Genomic DNA, 21,715 nt, shown 5'->3' with positions numbered 1-21,715 from the left:
GCCAACGTGCCTCAGTTACCATTGACGAGGCGCAAATATTCGCTTTTGCAGGATTTCCAAAATTCCCTTGTGAGATCTATTCGTCGATCGGTAAACCAGGGCCCAGCATCGTCACTGATACGAAGTTCTATGAATTTTTCGCTGTTAATCGTTGAGTAGAACGAACGGAGGAACATCTCATCCAATGGGAACGGGCTGAGGTCGTGCCGCTCTGAACGCAACACGGAGTCTTCCGGTAAATCCTCTCCTGTGAATACAAATGAATTCTTTAGAATTCTTCCTGTGCAAAACCACTCTGGAGGCACGCTTTTTAATGCAACTTTCCCACTACCCTGCTGCCAAACCAGTAGCCAAGTCCCCGGCGGAAGCTTCTCAGCATCTTCCTCGGTCTGGACCCACAAACTATCATCCACCAAGGCTTCAATTTCGGGTGTAAGAGGACCCAGTTGCTCCTCCACAGATGCTTTGCTTATATCCCAATCAGAATTGTCACCCCAATAAAGTAGTGGAAGCCGTTCTTTATTAGGATCAAAGTCAGCAAAAGAATTTATCGGTGGCGGCGTGCGGCGTTCCCAAATGCGTATCGCTTCTTCAATTGCGAATTTGTCGACATATTCCGCTTTATTCCATTGTTTCTCAAACCATTTAGACTGCTCTTCGCTTTTTTCGATCTGGATACCTGCTTCAAGCCATTTGGCCTGTTCCAAGCCTTCAAGACCCAGTCCGTTTATCGATGCATTGGCTGAGGCTACGACCACACTCTTTGCGCCCGCATAAACTTTAGCATGCAACGTGGAGAGATGTTTGACGTTGCTAAGCTTCATTTTCTCGATGACGTACGGATTTGTGCCGCCTGACATGAGATTGCATATCAGACGAAAATCACCTTGTCCTTTGTCAGGCAAACGATCCTCAGAACCCCGCCCCCAAAACGCGACAGCATGTGAGCCTCCCGGCTCCGCCAGAAGCTTATCGATCTCCGCCGACAGATCCGCCCCGGTTAAATACTTTGACATCCCGCCGCCTCCCATTTTCGTCGCATTTTGCACTCAACTATAGGGTTATTTTTTCGCGCAAAGCAAACTATTCCGTTGCTGTCCCGCTTGCCAGATAAGAGTCGATGATGGGTGTTCGGACATGGTAGTAAAAGATGCCATAATAGCCGTCGTTATCGTCTGCCTCGTCACTTTGGGCCATGTAGTCCCATTCCCACCAGAAGGTGTCGGGGTCTGGCTTTTCCCATATGTCCAGAAGCGCCTTGTAGAAGGTCGCAACCAGCGTCTTGCGCGGCAAACGCAGGTGGCAGTCCAATTTCGTTTCGTCCGTGCACCACCGTTCCCAGATCGTGAACAGGACCACGTCCGGATCAGGATCAGGGTCGACCGCGAACCGCCGCACCCAACCCTCCGGAAAGCGTACCTCGTAGGTAAATTCTCCGGTCGCAACGCGCTCCAGCCAGGCCTTGATGTCCTCGAACGGATCGTTGACCTGGCTTTGCGGCAAGGTGACAGACTGATCGTCGAAAGTGATGATGGCGTCGATGCACCCGACTTCGGGCGGTGTGAAGACAATATCAAACCGCGCGACGTCCCGCGCCGGCTCCGGCGCAGGCCCGGGGTTCTTTCGCCAGTCCAGGCTTTGCGTCACGGATGCCTGCATCGCCGGGCCGGCGTTCGGATCGTCGCTTTCCAAGGTCACGACGACCTTGCCCTCGTACATGATCTCGGTCTTGATCATGCCGACCTCCGTTAGACGGCGAACACCTTCATAACTTCGTCGCCCAGGTGATTGATGACCTTGACGGCGATACGGCGCGAGGCTGGGCGAGCGAAGGGACGCGAGGTATCGCTGTACAGCGTCTCCCAGGCTTCCGGATCGATCTCGGCCTTCAACGACGTCTTCAACGCCTTGTAGGGATCATTGGCGCCCAGGAAATAGGCGTGGCGGACAAAGAAGCTTTCTTCGTTATAGTCGGTGTCCAGCATCCACAATGCAATGCCGTCGGTGCCTTCGGACAGGACCTCGCCGGACTGCGGCTTGAAGACATCGACCCCAGCAACCTTGACCTGGATCTGGCCGTTGCCGGCATCGAGCACCTGGATATCTGGTTCGCCGAAGATAACGAACAGATTGCCGGCGCCGGTCGATTTGAGATCCTTGGCCATATGCAGGTCGGGGTTCATCCGCGCCTTCAGCACCGGAATACGCCCCAGCCGCTCGAACTCGGAGGAATGGGCATCGTAGTTGAAGGCACAGGCGATCAGCACATCGAAACCGGCGTCACCGGCTTCGCGGGCAGCCGCGACCAGGTCGGGCCGCGACACGGTGCCGAACTCCGGGCCGATGAAGATGGCAGCCTTTCTTTGGGTCTCGCCTTCTTCGTAACGGCCTTCAGCGCAAATATAGGTGCCAGGCCACCCCGTCAGGGCGGTGAAGTTGATCTTGTCTTCCTTGTGGGCCTGCTGGACGCCGGCGGCCTTCAGGTTCTCCAGGATCATGCCGGCGAAGTCCTGGACGTGGTCGAAATCGTCACTCTTTTCCGACACCCCTGAAGGGTCGATCAGTTCGTCGTTCCAATCGACCGCCAAGGTGCGGTGCGGCGACAAGCTTTCGACGGTAAACGGCCCAGCGACTCGGACCTTGTTCTTGTCCGGGTAAGGCTTGTCGAAGAGGTATTCATTATCGGCCTTGGCCGCAATCGAAGCATCGATTTCACGCTGGCGCTCGATCCGTGCCTGCCACCATTGTGCATGCAGAGTCTTGACGTCTGCCGGCCAGCCCGCCTCCGCCTCACGCGGAATTTCCCACTCTTCCCAGATCTTGCCCAAGGTGGTGTTTAACTCAGCGCGCAGCGGGTCCAGCGTCGCCTGAGCCCTGTCATATATCACATCGATTTCGGTATTGTTGGCGATCGATTTGAGCGTAATATGGGGCACGCGCTCATAGACAAAGCCCAAGCGAATGTCGCCGCGCGTTGCGGATGACTTTGGAAGTGACCGGGTCAGTTCGCCTTCCTTCTGTAGGCCCTCAGGAGAGTCGGCCAGCAGGTAGTAGGAGTAGCGCGCGCCCATCAATCGCGAACGTGCCAACGCCAAGGATACACGACTAGTGTCAATGGTGATCCAGCGTCGCCCCCATTGTTCGGCGACGTAAGCTGTCGTGCCCGAACCGCAAGTAGGATCAAGGACCAAATCTCCGGGGTCTGTCGTCATCAGCATACATCGTTGCACAACTCGCGGCGTAGTTTGGACTACGTATATTTTTTGATCACCAAACCCGCCTGATTGAGTATCAACCCAAACATTATCAATTCGCTTTGCAGCAAAATTTCCCCAGTAAAGTTTGTGATGGATACCCGTCTTGGTTTTTAGCAAGCGACCAGCAACACCCAAACGCCGCATTCCCTCAATATTAGTTTTCCAGTGGCTGTTGGCTCCTGCGTTATAATCTTTTCCCTGGAAATGAAATACTTGAGGTGATGCACTAGCGCCATCAGACTTGAGGGGGCCGAAGCGGTAGGTCCTTAGTTGCTGCAGGGGATCAAGCGCCTCTCGTTCCTCTGACGTAACCCGTCTGGCGTTCCCATCGTCTGTATCCAGTATAACGTAATACGGATCATCCTTCGGAGGGCTCGGCATGAAACTGTAGGTGGATCGAATTTTTGCTTTATTACTATCCTTCGAGAACCAGATTACATAATCCAGCACATTGCTAACACCCGATGGCGCAAATCCTCCAGTCTTCTGAAAGGCAATCTGGCTAAGGAAATTGTCTTCACCAAATACCTCATCCATAAGTGCCCGAACACGGTGGACATTCTCATCCCCGATCTGGACAAAAATCGAGCCCGACTCATGCAGCAGGTCATGCGCTACAATCAGGCGATCGCGCAGATAGGTTAAATAGGAATGGATGCCGTCCTTCCAGGTATCGCGGAAAGCGCGGACCTGTTCCGGCTCACGGGTAATCTGGTCCTTCGCCCCATCCTTGACGTCGCGTGACGTCGTCGACCACTGGAAGTTCGAATTGAACTTGATGCCGTAGGGCGGGTCGAAATAGATGCACTGGACCTTGCCGCGCAGGCCTTCGCGTTCGGCCAGGGAGGCCATGACCGACAGGCTGTCGCCGGAGATCATGCGGTTGGCCCAATGCTGGTCGTGGCGGTAGAATTCGGTCTTGGCCTCCATATCGGGCAGGCCATTGAAGTCGCCGAACATGTCGATCGTGCCCGACGGCGGGGCGGCCTTGGCCCGGCGGACTTCGGTTTCGCGCTTCAGGTCATCGATCAGGACCTTGGGGTGGACCTTTTCCTGGATGTAGAGCGGCGGCGCCTGGACGACCAGGTCCGACTGATCCTGCACGTCCTTGCCGCGCCACACCAGTTGCGGGTCGAGATCGCGGTTGCGCCGTTCATAGGCTACCTGGACCGGGGTCTTGTCTTCGTCGCGCATCAGGCTTTCGAACTCGGCCGTCGGGATGTTCCGCCGCGTTGCGTCCGTGTGCTTGAGGCTGTCAACTTCGAGGGGTTTTTTAGCCATGGATCAGTCTTTCGTCGACGCATTAGTCGTGTGACCCAGCCGCGGCATTGCCACAGCCGCCGAGGCGGGCGCCAGGAGAGTCGGGTCGCGGAAGGTATCGAAGAGGGTGGCGATGGCGTTGGGCTCCATGTCGCGGGCCATGGCCATCATCTGTTTCAGCAGGTCGATGCGCTTGCCGATATTGTCGAGATGGAGTTGGTCAGACTCGAGGTGGCGGTGGCGCAGATCGGCGGCCCGGCGCTCGCGCAGGTCCTGGACCTGTTCCAGGAGCAGAAGGGTTTCCGCCTGGACCTTTTCGTTTTCGATCCCCTTGGCGCTCAAGGTTGCCTTCAGATGGTCCAGAAGGCCATGGCGGGCGGCGCCCAGTTCATCGCGAATGGTCGCCTGGGTCTGGGGGTCGATGACCATGTCCATCAGGTGATCCATGGCGTCCATGAAACGGCGCTGGAGCCGGGCTATGGCGTTGGCCTGGCCGGGGTTGCCGGCCAGGCGGCTGGGGCGGGTAATGGCGACCTGGGTGCTGCCTCGCGCGACCTGACGGTGGACTTCGACGAAGATGTCGATGATCAGGTCGGTCGCGGCCAGGGCCTGGGGCGAGGAGATGATAGTCGCCAGCCGGGCGATGCCTTTCTGCGTCAGGCCCCACGGCAGGGCACGGCTGCCGCCGCGGCCACTTTTTGAGATCACGCCCTGTGATCTCAAAATCTCAACCTCGCCCGGCGTCAGTTCAAAGGCATGACTTTGCTGGAATTTTTCCGGATTGCGCTTGATCGCCTGGGCAACTTCGCGGGTGGTCACGCCAAATGCCGACGCGACCATGCCGGCCAGCAGGACGGGTTCGCCGCGCAGCATGACCGGGGCTTGGTCAGGGGCAAAGGTGTCGATGTCTGCGTCGTCGTCAGGTGTGTCGGTCATGGTTTTTGGCTCACTTGGGATTGGGATCACCGGCTGTTATGTCAAACGGATTTCTTCAGCATGATGTCGTTGATGTCTCGGCGACGAATTGCACTCAGCTCGACCATTTTCCCGACGTAGGCAAAATGGTCATGAACGACTTGGCCGGCAACTTCACACGTTGTTTTGACCTTGGCGATGACGTTTTGGACGTCGCGCCATTCTGCATAGCCGAGACGGTGCTGGATGTCCCGCGCCGGGCAAAATTCCACTCCGACTTCCGATTTCAAAACGCTTCCTCCAAGTCGCCCTCCTGCCCCACGGCCATGTCCAGATCTGCCTCGGTGTCCACCACATCTTCGCCTTCTTCCGGGAAGGCGCCAGGCCTGACGATCGGGTGGCCGGTCGCGCGGGAGATCAGGGTCAGAAGTCGCTGTTCGCGATCCGCCATAAAGGCGTCAAAGTCGTCGGCCCGCAGCAGATCGGGATGTATACCGTGACTGTTCAAAAACGCATCGAGGCGACCACGTTCGATCGGCGGGGCGTCGCCATGGCCCTTTTCCAGCCTGTCGAGATATCGAGACGGTGCAATCCCGCCCAGGATACGATTGGTGCGCGCGCCCAGAGGGGTCTTGTTGACGACCGTGTCGAAGTCCTTGGTCTCCATGCCCTGTTTCAGGCACCAGTCCCATGGGAAGATGTGGTGAATGTCGACATTTTCGTCAAAGAAGATGGTTTGGCTGAAGGCCTGGCCGGAGCGGATGTCGATCGCGCCTTGGGCCATCAACAAGGCGTGGATGCCCTTATAGGCGGCCGACTGCCGTGTCCGCATCGACCTCAGGCGCTCAGCACGGAAGACGCCGTCACGCACGGTCGAGGGCTCCGGGCCGCCCTCCAGCCAGACCGGAACCTCGAGTATGTCCTTGGCGAAACGGGACTCGATCGCAGAACCATAAAGTTCGCCAAAGATGCCGCACCAGTACCACCGCGCCAGTTGCGCCCGGATAGTGTCGTGTTGCCATTTGTCGCCGATCCTGGCCATGATGGCCGCGAACGGCACCAGCTGGCCTTGATAGGGCAGATCGATGACCCGGTGGATGTGGTGTTGCCGCAGGAACTTGGCGACGTTCTTGAAGCCCTGTTCAATGGGGTCGCGATATGTTTTGTACGCCTCCAGGGGGAGGTCCAGCAGGGACTGGCGCGAGGCGCGAACGGCGGACCAGTCGGCATCGGTCTTGCCGGCCGCCACCTGGTCGGCGCGGATCTGAGCGGTGTGCAGAAGCGATATCGCCTGCAAGACGTCGGTGCTGGCGACCTTTTCCAGCACGCCATAGGTTTGCTCGGCGGCGCGTCCAAACAGCTGGAGGGTTTGTTGCAAGCCCAGCTTACCCTTGATGCCCAGCCAGTCATCACGCAGACGGTAGCCCTTGGCCGCGTACATGGCGGTCACCAGTTCGAAGGCATCGAGTGGCTTGCCGCCGGTGTTGACCTTTTCGAACACCAGGCAGACTGCGGCGTGTGAGGTACTGTTATCAAGGGCGATGACCGGGACATGGTAGCCGGTGAAGTTGTCGAGGACATCTTTCTTGAACGCGAAATAAACGTCCAACATCTCCGGCCGCTGCTTTGCCATGTAATGCTGAATGTAGGCCGTCTGCCACCGGTCGTAGTCGAGGACCTGGTTCAGTGGGAACATCAGATTGTCGAATTCGTCTTCCCGGGTCGTCAGGTCGAGGTCGACCTGACGATCGAAGTCAGACTTGATACGTCGATCTTCCGGGACCGAGATGATGGCGTCCTCGCGATCGACATCAGAGTCCATCGCCTTGCGAATATCGATGTAAAACCAGCGCTTTACCTTCTTTTGCCGCGCGGTGATGGTTTCAACCACCTCCGGACGCATGCAGGTCTGATACAGCGAGGTCATACGCTGCTGACCATCCAGGAGCAGTTGCGCCGGGGATTGCCCCGCAGCGGCCTCAGGCGCGCCCTGGACGGGCCGTCGCGCAAAGAGGTCGTCGGCACCGGCCTTCATGTCGAGGGCCATCAGGGCGCCCACAGGGAAGGCTTGGGAGATGGAGGCAATCAGGCTGATGATGCGGTCTTCGTCCCATACCCAACTGCGTTGGAAATCGGGTAACTGGATCTTGCCGGCTCCGCAATGGAGCAGCAGCTCTTTCAGGCTGACCGGATTGGTTTTGAAAGCTGCCATCTGCTCCTACGCGTTCTGAGGCTGCGCACGAAGCGCGTTGTCGACCAAGGTGTTGAAATGGGCCTCGATCTCGAAGACCGCTGTGAATTCGGCAAAGGCCCAGCGGCCGAACTTGCCCAGATTGTTGACGCCCGGAACCCAGTAGGCCTTCATAGTATTGGCCTTTTCCTTCGCGTCTTCCTTGCGGAAGCCCTTGATTTCGACGATCAGGTTCAGCGGATCCGCGTGACCATCGTCGATCTGGACGATGAAGTCAGGGACGTATTTGCGGGCGACCGATCCCATCAGATAGGGAACTTCCAGACCCAGGCCCTGGTTCTTGACATAGGCCCTGACCTTGGGGTGCGCTTCGGCGACGCGGCAGAATTCGGCCTCCCAGTCGGAGTCGCAGATGACCCAGTTGATGTGGCTCTTGCGGGCGTCGGTCTGCCATTTCAGCGACTTGGACGAGGTGAAGTTGACATAGGCCGTTGAACCCGTTGGGTTGTAGGCGTCCAGGATGGCCTTCACCGGCATATGCCCATGAAGCGTTTGCGTGATGGCGTTCTTGATGCGCTCCGCCGCCATATCGGCGATTTCCTTGTACATCAGCTGGGCCGGATAGGTGCCCCCGGTGCAGCGCAGATAGCCACCGTCCAGCCACTGCCGGGCGATGCGCTTCAGCTGGCCGAACAGGTACATTTTCGGCTCTTCGCCCGGATCGCGGTATTTGTGCATCAGCAGGTGTTGCGTCAGGTGATAGACGAGGGTCGAAGGCCGCATCTCGCCCAGGTGGGCGACGTTCAGGGTGACGCCGGCGCCGATGATGCCCTGGTTGTTGGTCACCGTCGGACCGACCCAGTCAGGTGTCAGTTCCAGCACCGAGTCTTCGGTGAATTCGGCATCGAGGCGTTCTTCCGGCAGTTCGACGCGGTAGCCTTCGACGCGGGGGAAGACGATTTCCAGGGCATCGCGTTCGGGCCTGACGGCATGGACGCGGATGGTTTCGCGCGGTTTGGCCGGCGGTGAAATGACCGGCTTGGCGGCGAAGTCGAAGGGAATGCCCAGAACGTCGGCGTATTCGACGTTGAACTTGCCCTCTTCGTTCAGGTCGTAGGATTGCCGGCGCAGGCCGCGGCCGACCACCTGTTCGCACAGGAGCTGCGTACCGAAGGCGCGCACACCCAGAATATGGGTGACGGTGTTGGCGTCCCAGCCTTCGGTCAGCATCGACACAGAGACGACGCAACGGATCTGCTCGCCCAGACGGCCTTTCTTGCCGACCGTGTTCATCACCTCACGCAGCAGATCATGGTCGGTGATGTTTTCGCCGTCGAGGATGTTGCCGCTGCGCTGGATCTTTTCCTTGCGGAACTGTTCGATCTCGGCCTCGGCCATGGCGCGGAAATCCTTGTCCAGGGCTTCGCCGGACTCCAGTTGCGCGCTGTCGATCAGGATGGTGTTGGGCCGGGCCAGGCGGTTGCCATAGTCGTCGTAGTTGTTGAACAGCGGCAGGCGGCCGTTTTCCAAGGTCACGGTGCCGTCGTCGTTTGTGCGGTCGAAACCCGAGACGTATTTGTAGATCAGCTCCGAGGTCGAGGTGTTGTTGCACACCACGATGAACACGGGCGGAATGCCGATGCCTTCGGCCTGCCACAGGTCAAATGTCTGTCGGTAATGACCATAGAGGGCGTCGAGCGCCGACAGCAGGATCGGCGGCAAGGCCAGGGGATCGAGGTCCTTGCCGGCCGAGCGGCCCTTCTTGGGCAGGCCTTTCGGGCTCTTCTTGATCTCTTCCCACAGATTGCGGAACTTGGGCGTATCGCCACCTGGCACATTGTCCGCCACGGGTACGCGGGGCAGCTTGACGATGCCGCATTCGATGGCGTCCATCAGTGAGAAGTCGCACATGGTCCAGGGGAACAGAGTCCCTTCGATATAGCCTGAACCCTTCAGGAAAAACGGGGTCGCCGACAGGTCATAGACCATGGACAGGCCGATCTTGCGACGGACGGCTTCGAGGCCCGAAATCCACATCCGGGCGGCTTCGTTGTTCTCCTTGGCCTCGTCCTTTTCCTCGCCCTTGAGATCGTCTTCGGTTTCGCCGACGGCGTCCTTGACCCGTTCTCGGTAGCAGTGGTGGGCTTCATCGTTGAGGACGATGATGTTTTTCATGCCCATCATCGAGCCCATGACGCGCTGAAGCATCTGGCCTTCGGTTTCCAGCGTCTGGAGCTTTTCTCCACGCCAGCCCTCGACGGCCTGACGCGTCCCCTTGGCAATGTCGATCCGCTCACGCAATTTGAAAGCGTGGTAGTTGGTGATGATGATGACCGCGCTATCGATCATGGCCAGCATGTCGGTCGGGACGATCTGACGGTTGCGATAGTAGCTGTCGGGGTCGTTGGGCAGAAGGACGCGCAAACGATCGCGGATGGTGATGCCCGGCGCCACAAGCAGGAAGCCGCGCGAGAAACCCTTGCTGGGATAGCGTACGGCATTGACCGTCTGCCAGGCGATCAGCATGGCCATCACCGTCGTCTTGCCGGCGCCGGTGGCCAGTTTCAGGGCCGTGCGCAGCAGCAGGGGGTTGGCCTGGGCATTGGCGCCTTCGAGATGGGCACGAAACTTGCGTTAGCGCGGTGATTTGGGCGCGACCTCAGCCAGCCAGATGGCCGTTTCAACCGCTTCGACCTGACAGAAGAAAGGCCGCACGCCTTCGAATTTGTAGGTGCGCCAATGGGTGAGGAGACGCGCTGTTTCGGGTGTGACCTGCCATTGGTCGGGGTTGGGCAGCCGGCGCCAGGCATCAACATACTGCCGGATCTCATTGATGATCGGCGTCGGATTGTATTCCTGCACATCCGACGAAATGCCGTCTTCCTGGCCGAGGCCGAGATCGAGCTGGTCTTTCGGGCTGCGGCGCTTCTTGGGCTTGGGGACCGGGGTAATCAGGTCGGAGTGACGGCGCAGATCGACAATGCGGTTGGTCGGCTGACCATCGGGGTCAAGTTCCCAGTGGCGACCGGGATAGTCGTAGGGCGAATTCAGGATTGGACTTTCGAAGAAATTTTCCTGAGACATCCGCTCTCCTCATCCGCCCAGCGTGGCCCTGGCGATGGTTTCGGCTTTACCGCCATATGACCAACTGCTGCTCTCGCCAGACCGGACCTGCCAATCGTAATGGCTGTCGTTCCAGGCGAGTCACGCCGCCACCTCTTATGGAGGAGCGGTCGGATTTCACAAGGCAAAATTTGGCCGGCCAGGCTGGCGGGCCAGAAATGGAGTTCGTGCCAGTTAACGCCGTCGGCTAAGACCATGACTGGGTCCTCCATTTACAACAGCCTGGCCGGCTCTTCTTCCTGGTAAACGATACTGAGGATTGGGACGCCCACTGAGTGGTTTAGCTCGGCTGGTAGCGAAGCCGGCTGCGTAGCGCTCTGCAAGAGAGCTGGCGCAGCAGCCGGCCAGAGCGGGGTTTTGATTCCATCGAAGCTTTTCCCAACCTAAGCGTGGTGGCGTGACGTATCCCAGTCGGCTGAGGAAGGATGACATCGACCTGATTTGTCCGTAACATTCCCGAAGACCGTCTTCCTGGTGCGCGTGAACCCGGCATTAACCTTGTTTACCGATATTGGCCGGACCTTTCCTTCGAATCCGGCGCATCGCCCCGCTTCCCCACGAGGATACCCGCATGTCCAAAGCCGTGTCGTCACGCGCCTTTCGCGATGGCCTGTTCACCGCCCTGCTGATTTTGGGCGTCGCCGTTGCCGCATCGCTCGCCGTCTACGTGACCGCGGCCGGCGCCATGAAGAGCCAGATCCAGGGCAGCCTGGCGGGCCTGGCCGGGACAGCGGCCAAGGCCGTCAATGGTGACGGCTTCGTGACCCTGACCTCGCCGGACCAAACCTCTGATCCGGCCTACACGACGATTTTGTCGCGCTTCAAGACCATGACCGAGGGCGACCCTCAGATCTCCGACGTCTATGCCATGATCCAGAGCACGGACGGCAAGATCTACTTTATCGTCGATACCCAGGTGGCCGAGGGCCAGACTCCGGCAGGCATCATGGAAGTCTATGACGATGCCTCGCCGATTCTCATCGAGGCCTTCGCGACCGGAAAGGCCCAGGTCGAGGACAAGCCCTATTCCGATAAATGGGGAACGGTCCTGAGCGCCTATGCGCCCATACGCAACGACAGCGGCGCCGTCATCGGCATGACGGGCGTGGACCTGCACGTCGAAAACTATCATCAACAGCTCAACCGCGTCCTGGGGGCGTTGGTGATGGGTCTCGTCATCGCCCTGGTGTGCGCCATCGGCTGCGGGGTCCTGGTCTTTCGTTTGCGCTCGGCCATGTTGTCGGCGGAAGCCGCCAGCCGCGTCAAGGATGAAGAGCTGGCCCGCCAGGACCTGTTCCGTCTCGAAGCTGCGCGTGTGGCCGACGAAGAGGCTCAGGTGCAACGCCGCCTCGCCATGGAACAGTTGGCCCAGGCTTTCGAAACCTCCGTCAATTCTGTCCTGGAGGAAGTTGTCACGGCGGTCGACGGGCTGAAGCAGCAGTCCGCCAACGTCGCCGAGATCGCTCAGGATACGGCAACGCGATCGGAGTCGGTTTCACGTATTTCGACGGAGGCCGCCCAGACCTCGGCCCAGGTCGCCGCCGCGTCTGAAGAACTGACCGCTTCGATTCGTGAAATCCGCGACCATACCGAACGCTCCAGCCACATGGTGCGCGACATGGCCGACAAGGGGCAGACCGCCAAGGCCGTGATCGAGCGGCTGTCTGTCAGTTCCGGGCGGATCGGGGAGGTCGTCAATGTTATCAACGATATCGCCAGCCAGATCAACCTGCTGGCGCTCAATGCCACCATCGAATCGGCGCGTGCGGGCGATGCCGGCAAGGGCTTTGCCGTGGTCGCGAACGAGGTCAAAAGCCTGTCCGGTCAGGTGTCACGTGCCCTGGCCGAAATCTCGGGCCAAATCGACAGCGTGCAGGCCGAGACACGCGACTCCGTCATGGCGATCAACGCGATTCTCGGCGCCATCGAGGAGGTCAGCCACAGCAGCGTCGCCATCGCGTCGGCGATCACGCAGCAATCCGATGTCACGCGCGAAATCGCCCAGAACATCTACGCTACGGCCAGCGGCAACAAGTCCATCGCCGAAACCATGGCCGGCGTCCTGAGTTCTGCCGGCGCCACCGGCAAGACGGCGGAAAGCGTGCGTTCGGCATCGGCGAGTCTCCAGTCGCAGTCCCAGTCGCTCAGCAAGGCTGTGACCGGATTTCTCAGCCGTGTCAGGGCTTGAGGCTTTGCTGCCGGTTCGCTGCTAAAGGTCTCGTACTGGTCTCGCTTCCGTTTACGGCGCAGGCGTGGGGTTCCGGGTCGTCCGCGCCAGGTAGCCGGCGGATGGAGATCAAACGTCATAATTTTGTACGCCCTACTTTATCGGATTGCGCTCCGGCGGATATCGCAACAGTCGGCGGCGCGTTGGACTGTCATGGCGGCCGCCAAGCGACATACTTTTGAAAATCCGTTTCACCTGTGGCAAGAAAGGGCAATTGCCTTCATACTCGATGCCGGCGCAGCGATGGCTGACTCCCGTCCGCAAGACACAACCCGACAGGAAGACACATGGTCTCGATAAGCAAGCGCAGCCTGTTAGGGGCGCCGTTACTGGCGGCGCTCGGATATGCCAGCGCGGCCGCGGCGCAAACGAAAGCGCCTGAATCTACCTGCGTTGAAACGCCGGCGCCGGAATATCGTCTGCCCATAAATTGCGGCCTCTTTGAGCCGACCGTCGAGTCGCTGAAGACCTACACAACGCCGGCCTGGTTCCGCGATGCCAAGTTCGGCATCTGGTCGCACTGGGGGCCGCAGGCGGTCCCGCGTCTCGGCGACTGGTATGCGCGCTATATGTACGTTCCCGGCCATCCGCATTACGAACACCACGTCAAGACCTACGGCCAGCCCTCCAAATTCGGCTACAAGGACATTATTCCCCTGTGGAAGGCGGAAAAATTCGATCCCGAAGGCCTTATGGATCAGTACGCCGCTGCCGGTGCCAGGTATTTTGTCAGTATGGGCGTTCACCACGACAACTTCGATCTCTGGAACTCCAAGCACCATCGCTGGAATGCGGTGGCCATGGGGCCCAGGCGCGATATCGTCGGCACCTGGCAGGCCGCGGCCCGCAAGCGCGGCCTGCGCTTCGGCGTCTCCGAGCATCTGGGCGCCAGCCACAACTGGTGGCATCCCAGTCACCTATACAACCAGACCTGGCCGGAAAACGGCGTCGCCTATGATGGCGCCAACCCGGACTATGCCGACCTGTATCATCAGGCCCACAACGAGCCCTATCGTGGCAATGGCGAAACCTGGTACACGAAGGACCCGGCGTTTCATCAACACTGGTTCGATCGTATCCGCGACCTGGTCGACACCTATCAGCCGGACCTGCTGTATTCGGACGGCGGATTGCCGTTCGGCGTGGTCGGTCGGTCGCTGGTTGCCCACTATTACAACAGCAGTGTTGCCCGCAGCGGCAAGGTCGACGTCGTCTACAACGTCAAGGATCTGGGATCGGGCGAATTCCACAAGGAAGCCTTCGTTCAGGACGTCGAACGTGGTGTCCTGAAGGGCATCAATCCGTTGCCGTGGCAGACCTGCACCTCTAACGGCGACTGGTTCTACAGCGACACCCATGCGTACAAGACTACTGCAGCTGTCATCACAATGCTGGCTGACATTGTCAGCAAGAACGGCAACCTCCTTATGAATATCGTGCAGTACCCGGACGGCAGCCTGCCGCCGGAATCGCAGAAGCTGCTGGACGAACTGGCACCCTGGATGAAGGTCAATGCTGAAGCCATCCATGGAACCCGGCCGTGGAAGATCTACGGCGAAGGACCAACCGAAGCGGCGTCGGGCGCGTTTCAGGAAAACGCCGTCTACACGGCGCAGGACATCCGTTTCACCACGCGTGGCGAAAGCCTTTACGCCATTACGCTGGGCGAGCCGAAACAGAACGTCGCAGTGACGTCGCTTGGCCGCTCGGGCGGACAGGAGACGCGTCGTGTCAAACGCGTGCAAATGCTGGGCGTCTCAAAGGCCCTGACCTTCCGCCAGACGGATACAGCCCTGGTCATCGACCTGCCGGCATCTCTGCCGACCCGTCACGCCAGCGCGTTCAAGATCAGCTTTCAGGGATAAGCAGCATGAAACTGAAAGTTCTTATCCTTGCCGCCGCCATGCTGTCCGCGGTTGCGGGGGGTGTACACGGCCCGGTTCAGGCCGAGGAGACGAAGCTGGCTGCCGTTTCGCCTGCCGCCGGGTTGTTCGTCGGGGCCAACTATCAGCCCGTGGACCGGTCGCCTCAACAGATCCGCCAGGACATCGCTTTGATGAAGAAGGCGGGCTTTACTGTGGTGCGCATGGGGGACCTGTCGTGGGACTACTTCCAGCCGGCGGAAGGCGTCTTCACCTTCGAAAAATTCGACTCCGTTATCGACCAGATGCAGGCCGCCGGCATCAAGGTCATCGTCGATGTTCCCGGTCAGCCGGCACCGCTTTGGCTGCACCAAAAGTATCCCGGAGCCGATCTGGTCACGCAGAACGGAAATCGTCTGTACCCGGCCGAACGCTACATGCAGAACATCGCCGACCCGGACTATCTGCGACTGGTGGGCGATCTCGGCGAAGCCATGACCCAGCGGTATGGCAAGCATCCGGCGGTCATTGCCATCGGCTACAATAATGAAATCGGCAACGGTTTCATGTCGTATTCGCCAGCTGACCGCGCGCGCTTTGTCGCCTGGCTGAAGGACAAATACGGCACGTTGGAAGCCCTCAACACGGCGTGGGCGACTCAGCGCTGGTCACGCACCCTGACTTCGTGGGATCAGGTGGAAATTCCCTATGGTGACGGTCCTGGGCCCTTTGAGCGCTATCTCGACCTGCATCGCTACTGGTCCGACGCCACGATCAAAGTGCTGATGACGCTGGAAAATGCCCGGCGCAAGAATGCTCCGGACAAGCCGGCCATTTCCAACCTGTGGGATTCGAGCGGGCGCCGCGGCTTCGACTATCTGTCCAGCTATAAGGACTATGTCAGCCACGGTTCGCACGGCTATTACAACGGCGATGCCATCAGCGGTGGCTTTGAGACCATGATGATGCGCGGCGCATCGCCGAACCCCAGTTGGTTCGTCGAATTTCAGGCCGGCGGCGGCGGCTATTACGGCACCAAGGGCCGCTCGCGCATGTGGGCCCATTTTGGCCTTATCAATGGCGCCCAGGGGATGCTGGCCTGGACCTTCAACAGCCACCTTGGCGGTGAGGAACAGGCTCTGTTCGGCCTGGTCGATCACGATGACACGCCTTCCTGGAAGCTGGACGAATGGGGCAGGTTCGCCGCCGAGTTCAAGATGATGCAGAAGATGGGCTTCCCGCGCAAGCTCGAGCCCCAGGCGGCAATCGCTTATTCCTTCGAGGCGCGCGTTGCATCGGAACCCAAAAGCTGGTCGAACACGGTCAAACAGTACCTGACCACCTCCTATATGGACCAGAAGCACAATGCCTTTGCGCCTTTGTTCAACGACAATATCGACGTCGCGGTCATCAACATCGCCCATGAGGATCTGAGCCGTTACAAGCTGGTGGTCGTGCCGGGTGAGTATCTGATGAACCAGGCAGCCGCCGATGTCGTGCGACGCTATGTCAGTAACGGCGGCACGGTGATTATGACTGCCATGTCAGCCAAGGTGAACGAGAACAACCAGTGGTTCAACACTCCACTACCCGGCCGCCTCAGCGACGTCTTCGGTCTCAGAACCCGGGAGTTCTATCGCCACTATGCGCCGCTCACCGGCAAGATCGGCGAGAGTTCGTTCAGCACGACCATCAACTTTTATGAGGTTTTGGAACCCACGACGGCGCGGGTGTTGGGACGCATCGTCAATGTCGATGGCGCGCCGCCGATAGCTACGGTCAACCGGTTCGGCAAAGGGCAGGCAATCTATGTTTCCACCCCCGCGCAGCCTTCTGTGATGCAACCGCTATACCGCAGCCTGTACGCGCAATTGGGTATCGTTCCCGGGCCGAAGACACCGGAAGGTGTTTACGCCCGTGTCGTGGATGGCCGGACACTTTACGTGAACGCCTCCTACGGGGCGAAGGACGTCACGATCGACGGCAGGAAGACCAGCGTCCTGACGAAGACTAGCTACAACGGTACCCTCCATCTTGAAGCGGATGGCGTGGAACTGGTCGAGTAACTTTCCATCATACCAGAGCACCGAACATGAAAAACCGAATTTCCCGTCGCACTACCCTGGCCTCGCTGGCCGCTTTCGCCGCCGCTACGCCGGCCATGGCCCAGACAGCCCGGCGTATCGAACTCGATGCCACCAAGGCGACGCAGCCGGTCGACCGCTTCTTCGATCTCTCGGTCGGGGCCGACTATCCCGGTGTCACCATCCGCGACGCCAACCTGGCGCAGCTCAAGACCGCCGCCCAGGAACTCGGTTTCCGCTATATCCGCTTCCACGACATCTTCCACGATGAGTTGGGCACCGTGAAGATGGTCGACAACAAGCTGGTCTATGACTGGACGAAGATCGACTATCTCTACGACAGCTTCCTGAAAATGGGCATCAAGCCGTTCGTCGAGCTCGGTTTCACGCCATCGGCGCTGAAAACCTCGGACCAGACCATCTTCTACTGGAAGGGCAATACCTCGCATCCGCGCTTCGATCTTTGGAAGCAGTTGATTGACAGCTTCGTCCGCCATTTGATCGCCCGGTACGGCATCGATGAGGTCCGTTCCTGGTATTTCGAAGTGTGGAACGAGCCCAACCTGGACGGCTTCTTTCAGTATGCCGACCAAGAGGTCTATTTCGCCCTCTACGGCCTGACCGCGCGCACCATCAAGGCGATCGATCCGCAGCTCAAGGTCGGCGGCCCGTCGACGGCCGGCGCCGCCTGGGTGCCGGAACTGCTGGCCTGGGCCAAGGCCACCAACGCCCCCGTCGATTTCGCCACCACCCATACCTATGGCGTCGACTACGGCTATCTCGACGAGGAGGGCAAGATGGACCTCCAGTTGTCGAAAAACCCCGACGCTGTCATCGGCGATGTCCGCCGGGTGCGCGAGCAGATTGAGGCCTCGCACCTGCCGGGCCTGCCGCTGTTCTTCACCGAATGGAGTACCAGCTACAATCCGCGCGACTTAAGCCACGATTCCTACATTGCCGCCCCCTATATTCTCAGCAAGCTGAAGGCTACTCAGGGTATCGTCCAGGGCATGAGCTACTGGGTCTATTCCGACCTGTTCGAAGAGCCCGGCCCGCCCTCGGCGACCTTCCACGGTGGCTTCGGTCTGATGACCCGCGACGGCATCCGCAAGGCGTCGTGGTTCGGCTACAAGTATCTCAACGCGCTCAAGGGCAACGAAGTTCCGGCCACGGACAATCAGGTCTGGGCATCGTGGGACGGCAATGCCCTCTCGGCCGTTATCTGGGACTATCAGCACCCCGACCAAGGCGGCAGCAGCAACGGCACCTTCTTCAGCAAGCTGGTCCCCAACAAGCCGTCGGCGCCGCTTAAGGTCAAACTGTCCGGCCTTAAGCCCGGCAGCTACACCCTCACCGTGCAGCGCACCGGCTATAAGGTCAATGACGCCTATTCGCACTGGATCGCCATGGGCTCGCCCAAGGACGCGACGCCGGAGCAACTGGCCAAGCTGCAAAGCCTGACCACCGATGCGCCCGAAACCTCACGCCGGATCAAGGTCGGCCCTGACGGTACGGCTGAGGTGACGGTGGCGATGAACAGCAACGATGTGGTGTTGGTAAGGTTGCAGCCGTGAAGCGCCTTGCAGCGATGCTGACGGCGGCGACTTTATGTTTCGCCGGTGCGGCTGCGGCCGAACCGGTCAAACAGCGCGTTGTCGTCCTGACCGATATCGAGAACGAACCCGACGACAGCGAGTCGATGGTCCGTCTCCTGCTCTACAGCAACGAGATCGACATCGAAGCCATCGTAGCGACGACGTCGGTGCATATGAAAACGCGGGTGGCGCCGGAGTCACTACGCGCCACCATCACCGCCTATGGCCAGGTGCAGGCTAATCTGTTGTTGCATGCACCGGGTTACCCGACGGCCCAGGCCCTGCAGGACCGCGTCACACAGGGCCTGCCGGCCTACGGCATGTCGGGTGTCGGCAAGGGCAAGGATTCACCCGGCTCCGACCGCATCATCGCCCTGCTGGACACGGCCGACGACCGGCCGCTGTGGGTGTCAGTGTGGGGCGGCGCCAACACACTGGCCCAGGCACTCTACAAACTGCGCGAAACCCGCTCACCGGCCGAGGTCAGACGCCTGGTCGCCAAGCTGCGCGTCTATACCATCTCCGACCAGGACGATTCCGGCATCTGGATGCGCAAAACCTTCCCGGACCTGTTCTATATCGTCAGCCCGGGCGGTTATGGCAACGCCACCTGGAGCGGTATCATGCATGTCGAACCGGGCTTCGATAACACCGAGATCAGCAATGCCTGGCTGGCCGCCAATATCCAGCAGGGCCACGGCCCTATGGGCGCCATGTATCCCGACGTCGCCTATGGCGTGGAAGGCGACACGCCGTCCTTTCTGGCGTTGATCCCCAACGGGCTGAATGTTCCCGAACACCCGGAGTGGGGCGGTTGGGGCGGACGCTATGAACTGTATGTGCCCAAACTGGCCGATACCGACCCGAAGGGCTTCAACGGCGGTATCGCGATCGAGCAGGAACCGCGGCCGATCTGGAGCAACGCCGTCGACACCTATACGCCCTTTGTGCCCAGCGACTTCGGCCGTACCGTTCGCCCGTCGGACAAGAGCGCGACCGGCTACAAGACAACTGTATGGCGCTGGCGCAAGGACTTCCAGAACGACTTTGCCGCGCGTATGGACTGGACGATCAGGGCCTATGCCGAGGCCAACCACCCGCCGGTCGTCGCCCTGGGGCATGCTGATCGCCTGACCGTCAAGTCGGGTGAGCGTTTTACACTCAGCGCCGCTGGCAGCCGCGATCCCGACGGCGATAATCTGAGCTTCCTCTGGTTCCACTATCCGGAAGCGGGAAGCCTCAAGACGCCGATCGCCATCGCCAGCGCCGAGAACATCTACGCCGTTCCGGTGGTGGCGCCTCAGGTTTCAAAACCCGAGACCGCGCATTTCATCGTCAAGGTCACCGACAAAGGCACGCCTGCCCTGACGCGCTATGCCCGAGTCATCGTCACCATTACGCCGAACTGAGGCCCCCGCCATGACGACCCGCCGCAACCTGTTCACGACCCTGGCCGCCAGCGCTGCCGTGACACCAGCCGTCCTGGCCGCGGCCGCAGCCGTGCCCGTCCTGGCCGAACCGGCCAAACCGAAATGGGGCACGGGCCCGGAAGGCCAGCGCAAGGCCGACCGCGGCGACGGCACCTATCTCAACCCGATCATCGCCGGCGACCATCCCGACCCGACCATACTGAAGGACGGGAACGACTACTACATGACGTTCTCGTCGTTCTTTTCCTATCCGGGTCTGGTCATCTGGCACTCGACCGACCTGGTCAACTGGGCACCGGTCGGACCGTCCCTGTTCAAGCCTTTGGGAACCATCTGGGCGGTCGACCTGTGCAAGCACAACGATCGCTATTTCATCTACATTCCGGCGGCGCCCGACGGCAAACCGTGGTCGATCTACGTCATCTGGGCCGACGATATCAAAGGTCCGTGGAGCGATCCGGTCGACCTCAACATCCATGACTGCATCGATCCCGGCCATATTGTCGGCGAGGACGGCAAGCGCTATCTCTTCGTCAATGGCATCCGCAAGATCCGCCTGACCGACGACGGCCTGGCGGCGGACGGAGTCCTGGAGCCGGCCTATCAGCCGTGGATCTATCCCGACGACTGGATCGTTGAAAACTTCGCACCGGAAGGCCCCAAGCTGCTGCGCCGGGGCGAGTATTTTTACCTGGTCACCGCCGTCGGCGGCACGGCCGGTCCGGTCACCGGCCATATGGTCATTGCAGCCCGGTCGAAATCGATCCATGGCCCATGGGAACATTGCCCAAGCAACCCCTTGGTCCGTACACTGAGCACCGATGAGCCGTGGTGGTCGCGCGGCCACGCCACCCTGGTGGAGGGGCCTTCCCCAAAAAACGGAGAAGCTGACTGGTGGCTGGTCTATCACGGTTATGAAAACGGCTTTAGGACGCTTGGGCGCCAGACCCTGCTGGAGCCCGCCGAATGGACCAAGGACGGCTGGTTCCGCGCCCTGGGCGGTGACCTGTCGAAGCCGATCAAGAAGCCGAAAGGTGGCAAGGCCGGACCGGCCGGGTTCAAACTGTCGGACGATTTCAGCACAAACCGCTTCGGCGTCCAGTGGAGCTTCCACGACCCCAAGCCCGACGAAATGGACCGGGTGAAGTACGAGGACAAGCGCCTGCGCCTGGCCGCGCGCGGCACGTCGCCGGCCGACAGTTCGCCCCTGACCTGCCCGGTCGGCGACCGGTCGTACGAGGTCGAGGTTACCCTGGAACTGGAAGGCGAGGCCGTGGCGGGCCTGCTGCTCTACTATAATTCCAAAGCCTATGTCGGGGTCGGTTTTACCGGCGAAGAGACACGGACCTGGCAATATGCCGAGGACCACGCCTGGAACCGGCAAAAGCTGACAGGCCGCCGGGTCCGCCTGCGGGTCACCAACCAGGACAACGTCATTACCTGGCACACCTCGGCGGACAATGGTGCGACCTGGGTCCGCCATCCGACCCGGATGGAGGTCTCGGGCATGCACCATAATGTCTTCGGCGGATTTCTGAGCCTGAAGATCGGCATCTGCTGCATGGGAAACGGCGCCGTGCAACTCAGCAACTTCACCCACCACGCATTAAAATACTAACCCACGATAAGGCTGACACATCGACAGTAAGGGGACCCCTCCGCCTCGACGCGCTTCGCCCTCTGGGCTCGCTTGCTCGGCACCTCCCCATTTGAAATGGGGAGGAGAAGAAGCCATTGAACATATTCTTTTTTCTCCTCCCCATCTCTCGTG

13 protein-coding genes and 1 pseudogene are annotated in these 21,715 nt (G+C 59.9%); 6 read left to right on the top strand and 8 right to left on the bottom strand.

Annotated features, from left to right (window positions below; genetic code table 11):
- Positions 1–11: 11 nt before the first annotated feature.
- The 8 genes and pseudogenes from ABAC402_RS39330 to ABAC402_RS40720 all read right to left on the bottom strand — a co-directional run bounded on the left by ABAC402_RS39330 (position 12) and on the right by ABAC402_RS40720 (position 10,707).
- Positions 12–1,016, bottom strand: coding sequence for a phospholipase D family protein (locus ABAC402_RS39330; RefSeq protein ID WP_155847416.1), 1,005 nt, complete (start codon positions 1,014–1,016; stop codon positions 12–14).
- Positions 1,017–1,083: 67 nt separating this feature from the next.
- Positions 1,084–1,737 (bottom strand): hypothetical protein, encoded by a 654-nt coding sequence (locus ABAC402_RS33660; protein ID WP_023450248.1) that lies wholly within the window; start codon positions 1,735–1,737, stop codon positions 1,084–1,086.
- Between the two features lie 11 nt (positions 1,738–1,748).
- Positions 1,749–4,538 carry a site-specific DNA-methyltransferase gene (locus ABAC402_RS33655; protein WP_023450247.1) on the bottom strand — a complete coding sequence of 930 codons (2,790 nt, stop codon included), beginning with the start codon at positions 4,536–4,538 and terminating at the stop codon, positions 1,749–1,751.
- Positions 4,539–4,541: 3 nt separating this feature from the next.
- On the bottom strand, positions 4,542–5,453 hold the full coding sequence (locus ABAC402_RS39325) for an ORF6N domain-containing protein (protein ID WP_023450246.1): 912 nt from the start codon (positions 5,451–5,453) through the stop codon (positions 4,542–4,544).
- 41 nt (positions 5,454–5,494) lie between these two features.
- The gene (locus ABAC402_RS33645) at positions 5,495–5,722 is read right to left on the bottom strand and encodes a hypothetical protein (protein WP_155847415.1); all 228 of its coding nucleotides are present in this window, start codon (positions 5,720–5,722) and stop codon (positions 5,495–5,497) included.
- Complete coding sequence (locus ABAC402_RS33640) at positions 5,719–7,644, bottom strand: DUF262 domain-containing protein (RefSeq protein ID WP_023450244.1); 1,926 nt, start codon at positions 7,642–7,644, stop codon at positions 5,719–5,721. Before ABAC402_RS33640 ends, ABAC402_RS33645 begins: the two co-directional genes overlap by 4 nt.
- A 6-nt stretch (positions 7,645–7,650) precedes the next feature.
- Positions 7,651–10,239: pseudogene (locus tag ABAC402_RS33635) on the bottom strand (BPTD_3080 family restriction endonuclease); the annotation flags it as partial.
- Between the two features lie 18 nt (positions 10,240–10,257).
- The gene (locus tag ABAC402_RS40720) at positions 10,258–10,707 is read right to left on the bottom strand and encodes a hypothetical protein (RefSeq protein ID WP_023450242.1); all 450 of its coding nucleotides are present in this window, start codon (positions 10,705–10,707) and stop codon (positions 10,258–10,260) included.
- 610 nt (positions 10,708–11,317) lie between these two features.
- On the opposite strand from ABAC402_RS40720, the gene ABAC402_RS39320 reads away from it, so the two are divergent.
- The 6 genes from ABAC402_RS39320 (at position 11,318) to ABAC402_RS33610 (ending at position 21,562) form a co-directional block, all read left to right on the top strand.
- Entirely contained in the window at positions 11,318–12,934 is a 1,617-nt protein-coding gene (locus tag ABAC402_RS39320) for a methyl-accepting chemotaxis protein (RefSeq protein WP_023450241.1), read from the top strand.
- 326 nt (positions 12,935–13,260) lie between these two features.
- On the top strand, positions 13,261–14,838 hold the full coding sequence (locus ABAC402_RS33630; protein ID WP_023450240.1) for an alpha-L-fucosidase: 1,578 nt from the start codon (positions 13,261–13,263) through the stop codon (positions 14,836–14,838).
- A 5-nt stretch (positions 14,839–14,843) separates the two neighbouring features.
- Positions 14,844–16,901, top strand: coding sequence for a beta-galactosidase (locus ABAC402_RS33625; protein ID WP_023450239.1), 2,058 nt, complete (start codon positions 14,844–14,846; stop codon positions 16,899–16,901).
- 26 nt (positions 16,902–16,927) lie between these two features.
- Positions 16,928–18,493 carry a beta-xylosidase gene (locus ABAC402_RS33620; protein ID WP_023450238.1) on the top strand — a complete coding sequence of 522 codons (1,566 nt, stop codon included), beginning with the start codon at positions 16,928–16,930 and terminating at the stop codon, positions 18,491–18,493.
- Positions 18,490–19,923 (top strand): DUF1593 domain-containing protein, encoded by a 1,434-nt coding sequence (locus tag ABAC402_RS33615; RefSeq protein WP_082179985.1) that lies wholly within the window; start codon positions 18,490–18,492, stop codon positions 19,921–19,923. Before ABAC402_RS33620 ends, ABAC402_RS33615 begins: the two co-directional genes overlap by 4 nt.
- A 10-nt stretch (positions 19,924–19,933) precedes the next feature.
- Positions 19,934–21,562 carry a family 43 glycosylhydrolase gene (locus ABAC402_RS33610; protein ID WP_023450236.1) on the top strand — a complete coding sequence of 543 codons (1,629 nt, stop codon included), beginning with the start codon at positions 19,934–19,936 and terminating at the stop codon, positions 21,560–21,562.
- Positions 21,563–21,715: the final 153 nt, after the last annotated feature.

Source organism: Asticcacaulis sp. AC402 (assembly GCF_000495835.1).
Lineage (GTDB): Bacteria > Pseudomonadota > Alphaproteobacteria > Caulobacterales > Caulobacteraceae > Asticcacaulis.
Note: the sequence above shows the minus strand (reverse complement) of the source record. Positions and strands in the feature narration are given on the sequence as shown.

Bases quoted from the DNA above. Each gene is read 5' to 3' on its own strand.
- ABAC402_RS33620 (WP_023450238.1), top strand. From the start codon at position 16,928: ATGAAAAACCGAATTTCCCGTCGCACTACCCTGGCCTCGCTGGCCGCT.
- ABAC402_RS39325 (WP_023450246.1), bottom strand. From the start codon at position 5,453: ATGACCGACACACCTGACGACGACGCAGACATCGACACCTTTGCCCCT.
- ABAC402_RS39330 (WP_155847416.1), bottom strand. From the start codon at position 1,016: ATGTCAAAGTATTTAACCGGGGCGGATCTGTCGGCGGAGATCGATAAG.
- ABAC402_RS40720 (WP_023450242.1), bottom strand. From the start codon at position 10,707: ATGTCTCAGGAAAATTTCTTCGAAAGTCCAATCCTGAATTCGCCCTAC.
- ABAC402_RS39320 (WP_023450241.1), top strand. From the start codon at position 11,318: ATGTCCAAAGCCGTGTCGTCACGCGCCTTTCGCGATGGCCTGTTCACC.
- ABAC402_RS33640 (WP_023450244.1), bottom strand. From the start codon at position 7,644: ATGGCAGCTTTCAAAACCAATCCGGTCAGCCTGAAAGAGCTGCTGCTC.
- ABAC402_RS33625 (WP_023450239.1), top strand. From the start codon at position 14,844: ATGAAACTGAAAGTTCTTATCCTTGCCGCCGCCATGCTGTCCGCGGTT.
- ABAC402_RS33610 (WP_023450236.1), top strand. From the start codon at position 19,934: ATGACGACCCGCCGCAACCTGTTCACGACCCTGGCCGCCAGCGCTGCC.
- ABAC402_RS33630 (WP_023450240.1), top strand. From the start codon at position 13,261: ATGGTCTCGATAAGCAAGCGCAGCCTGTTAGGGGCGCCGTTACTGGCG.
- ABAC402_RS33655 (WP_023450247.1), bottom strand. From the start codon at position 4,538: ATGGCTAAAAAACCCCTCGAAGTTGACAGCCTCAAGCACACGGACGCA.
- ABAC402_RS33660 (WP_023450248.1), bottom strand. From the start codon at position 1,737: ATGATCAAGACCGAGATCATGTACGAGGGCAAGGTCGTCGTGACCTTG.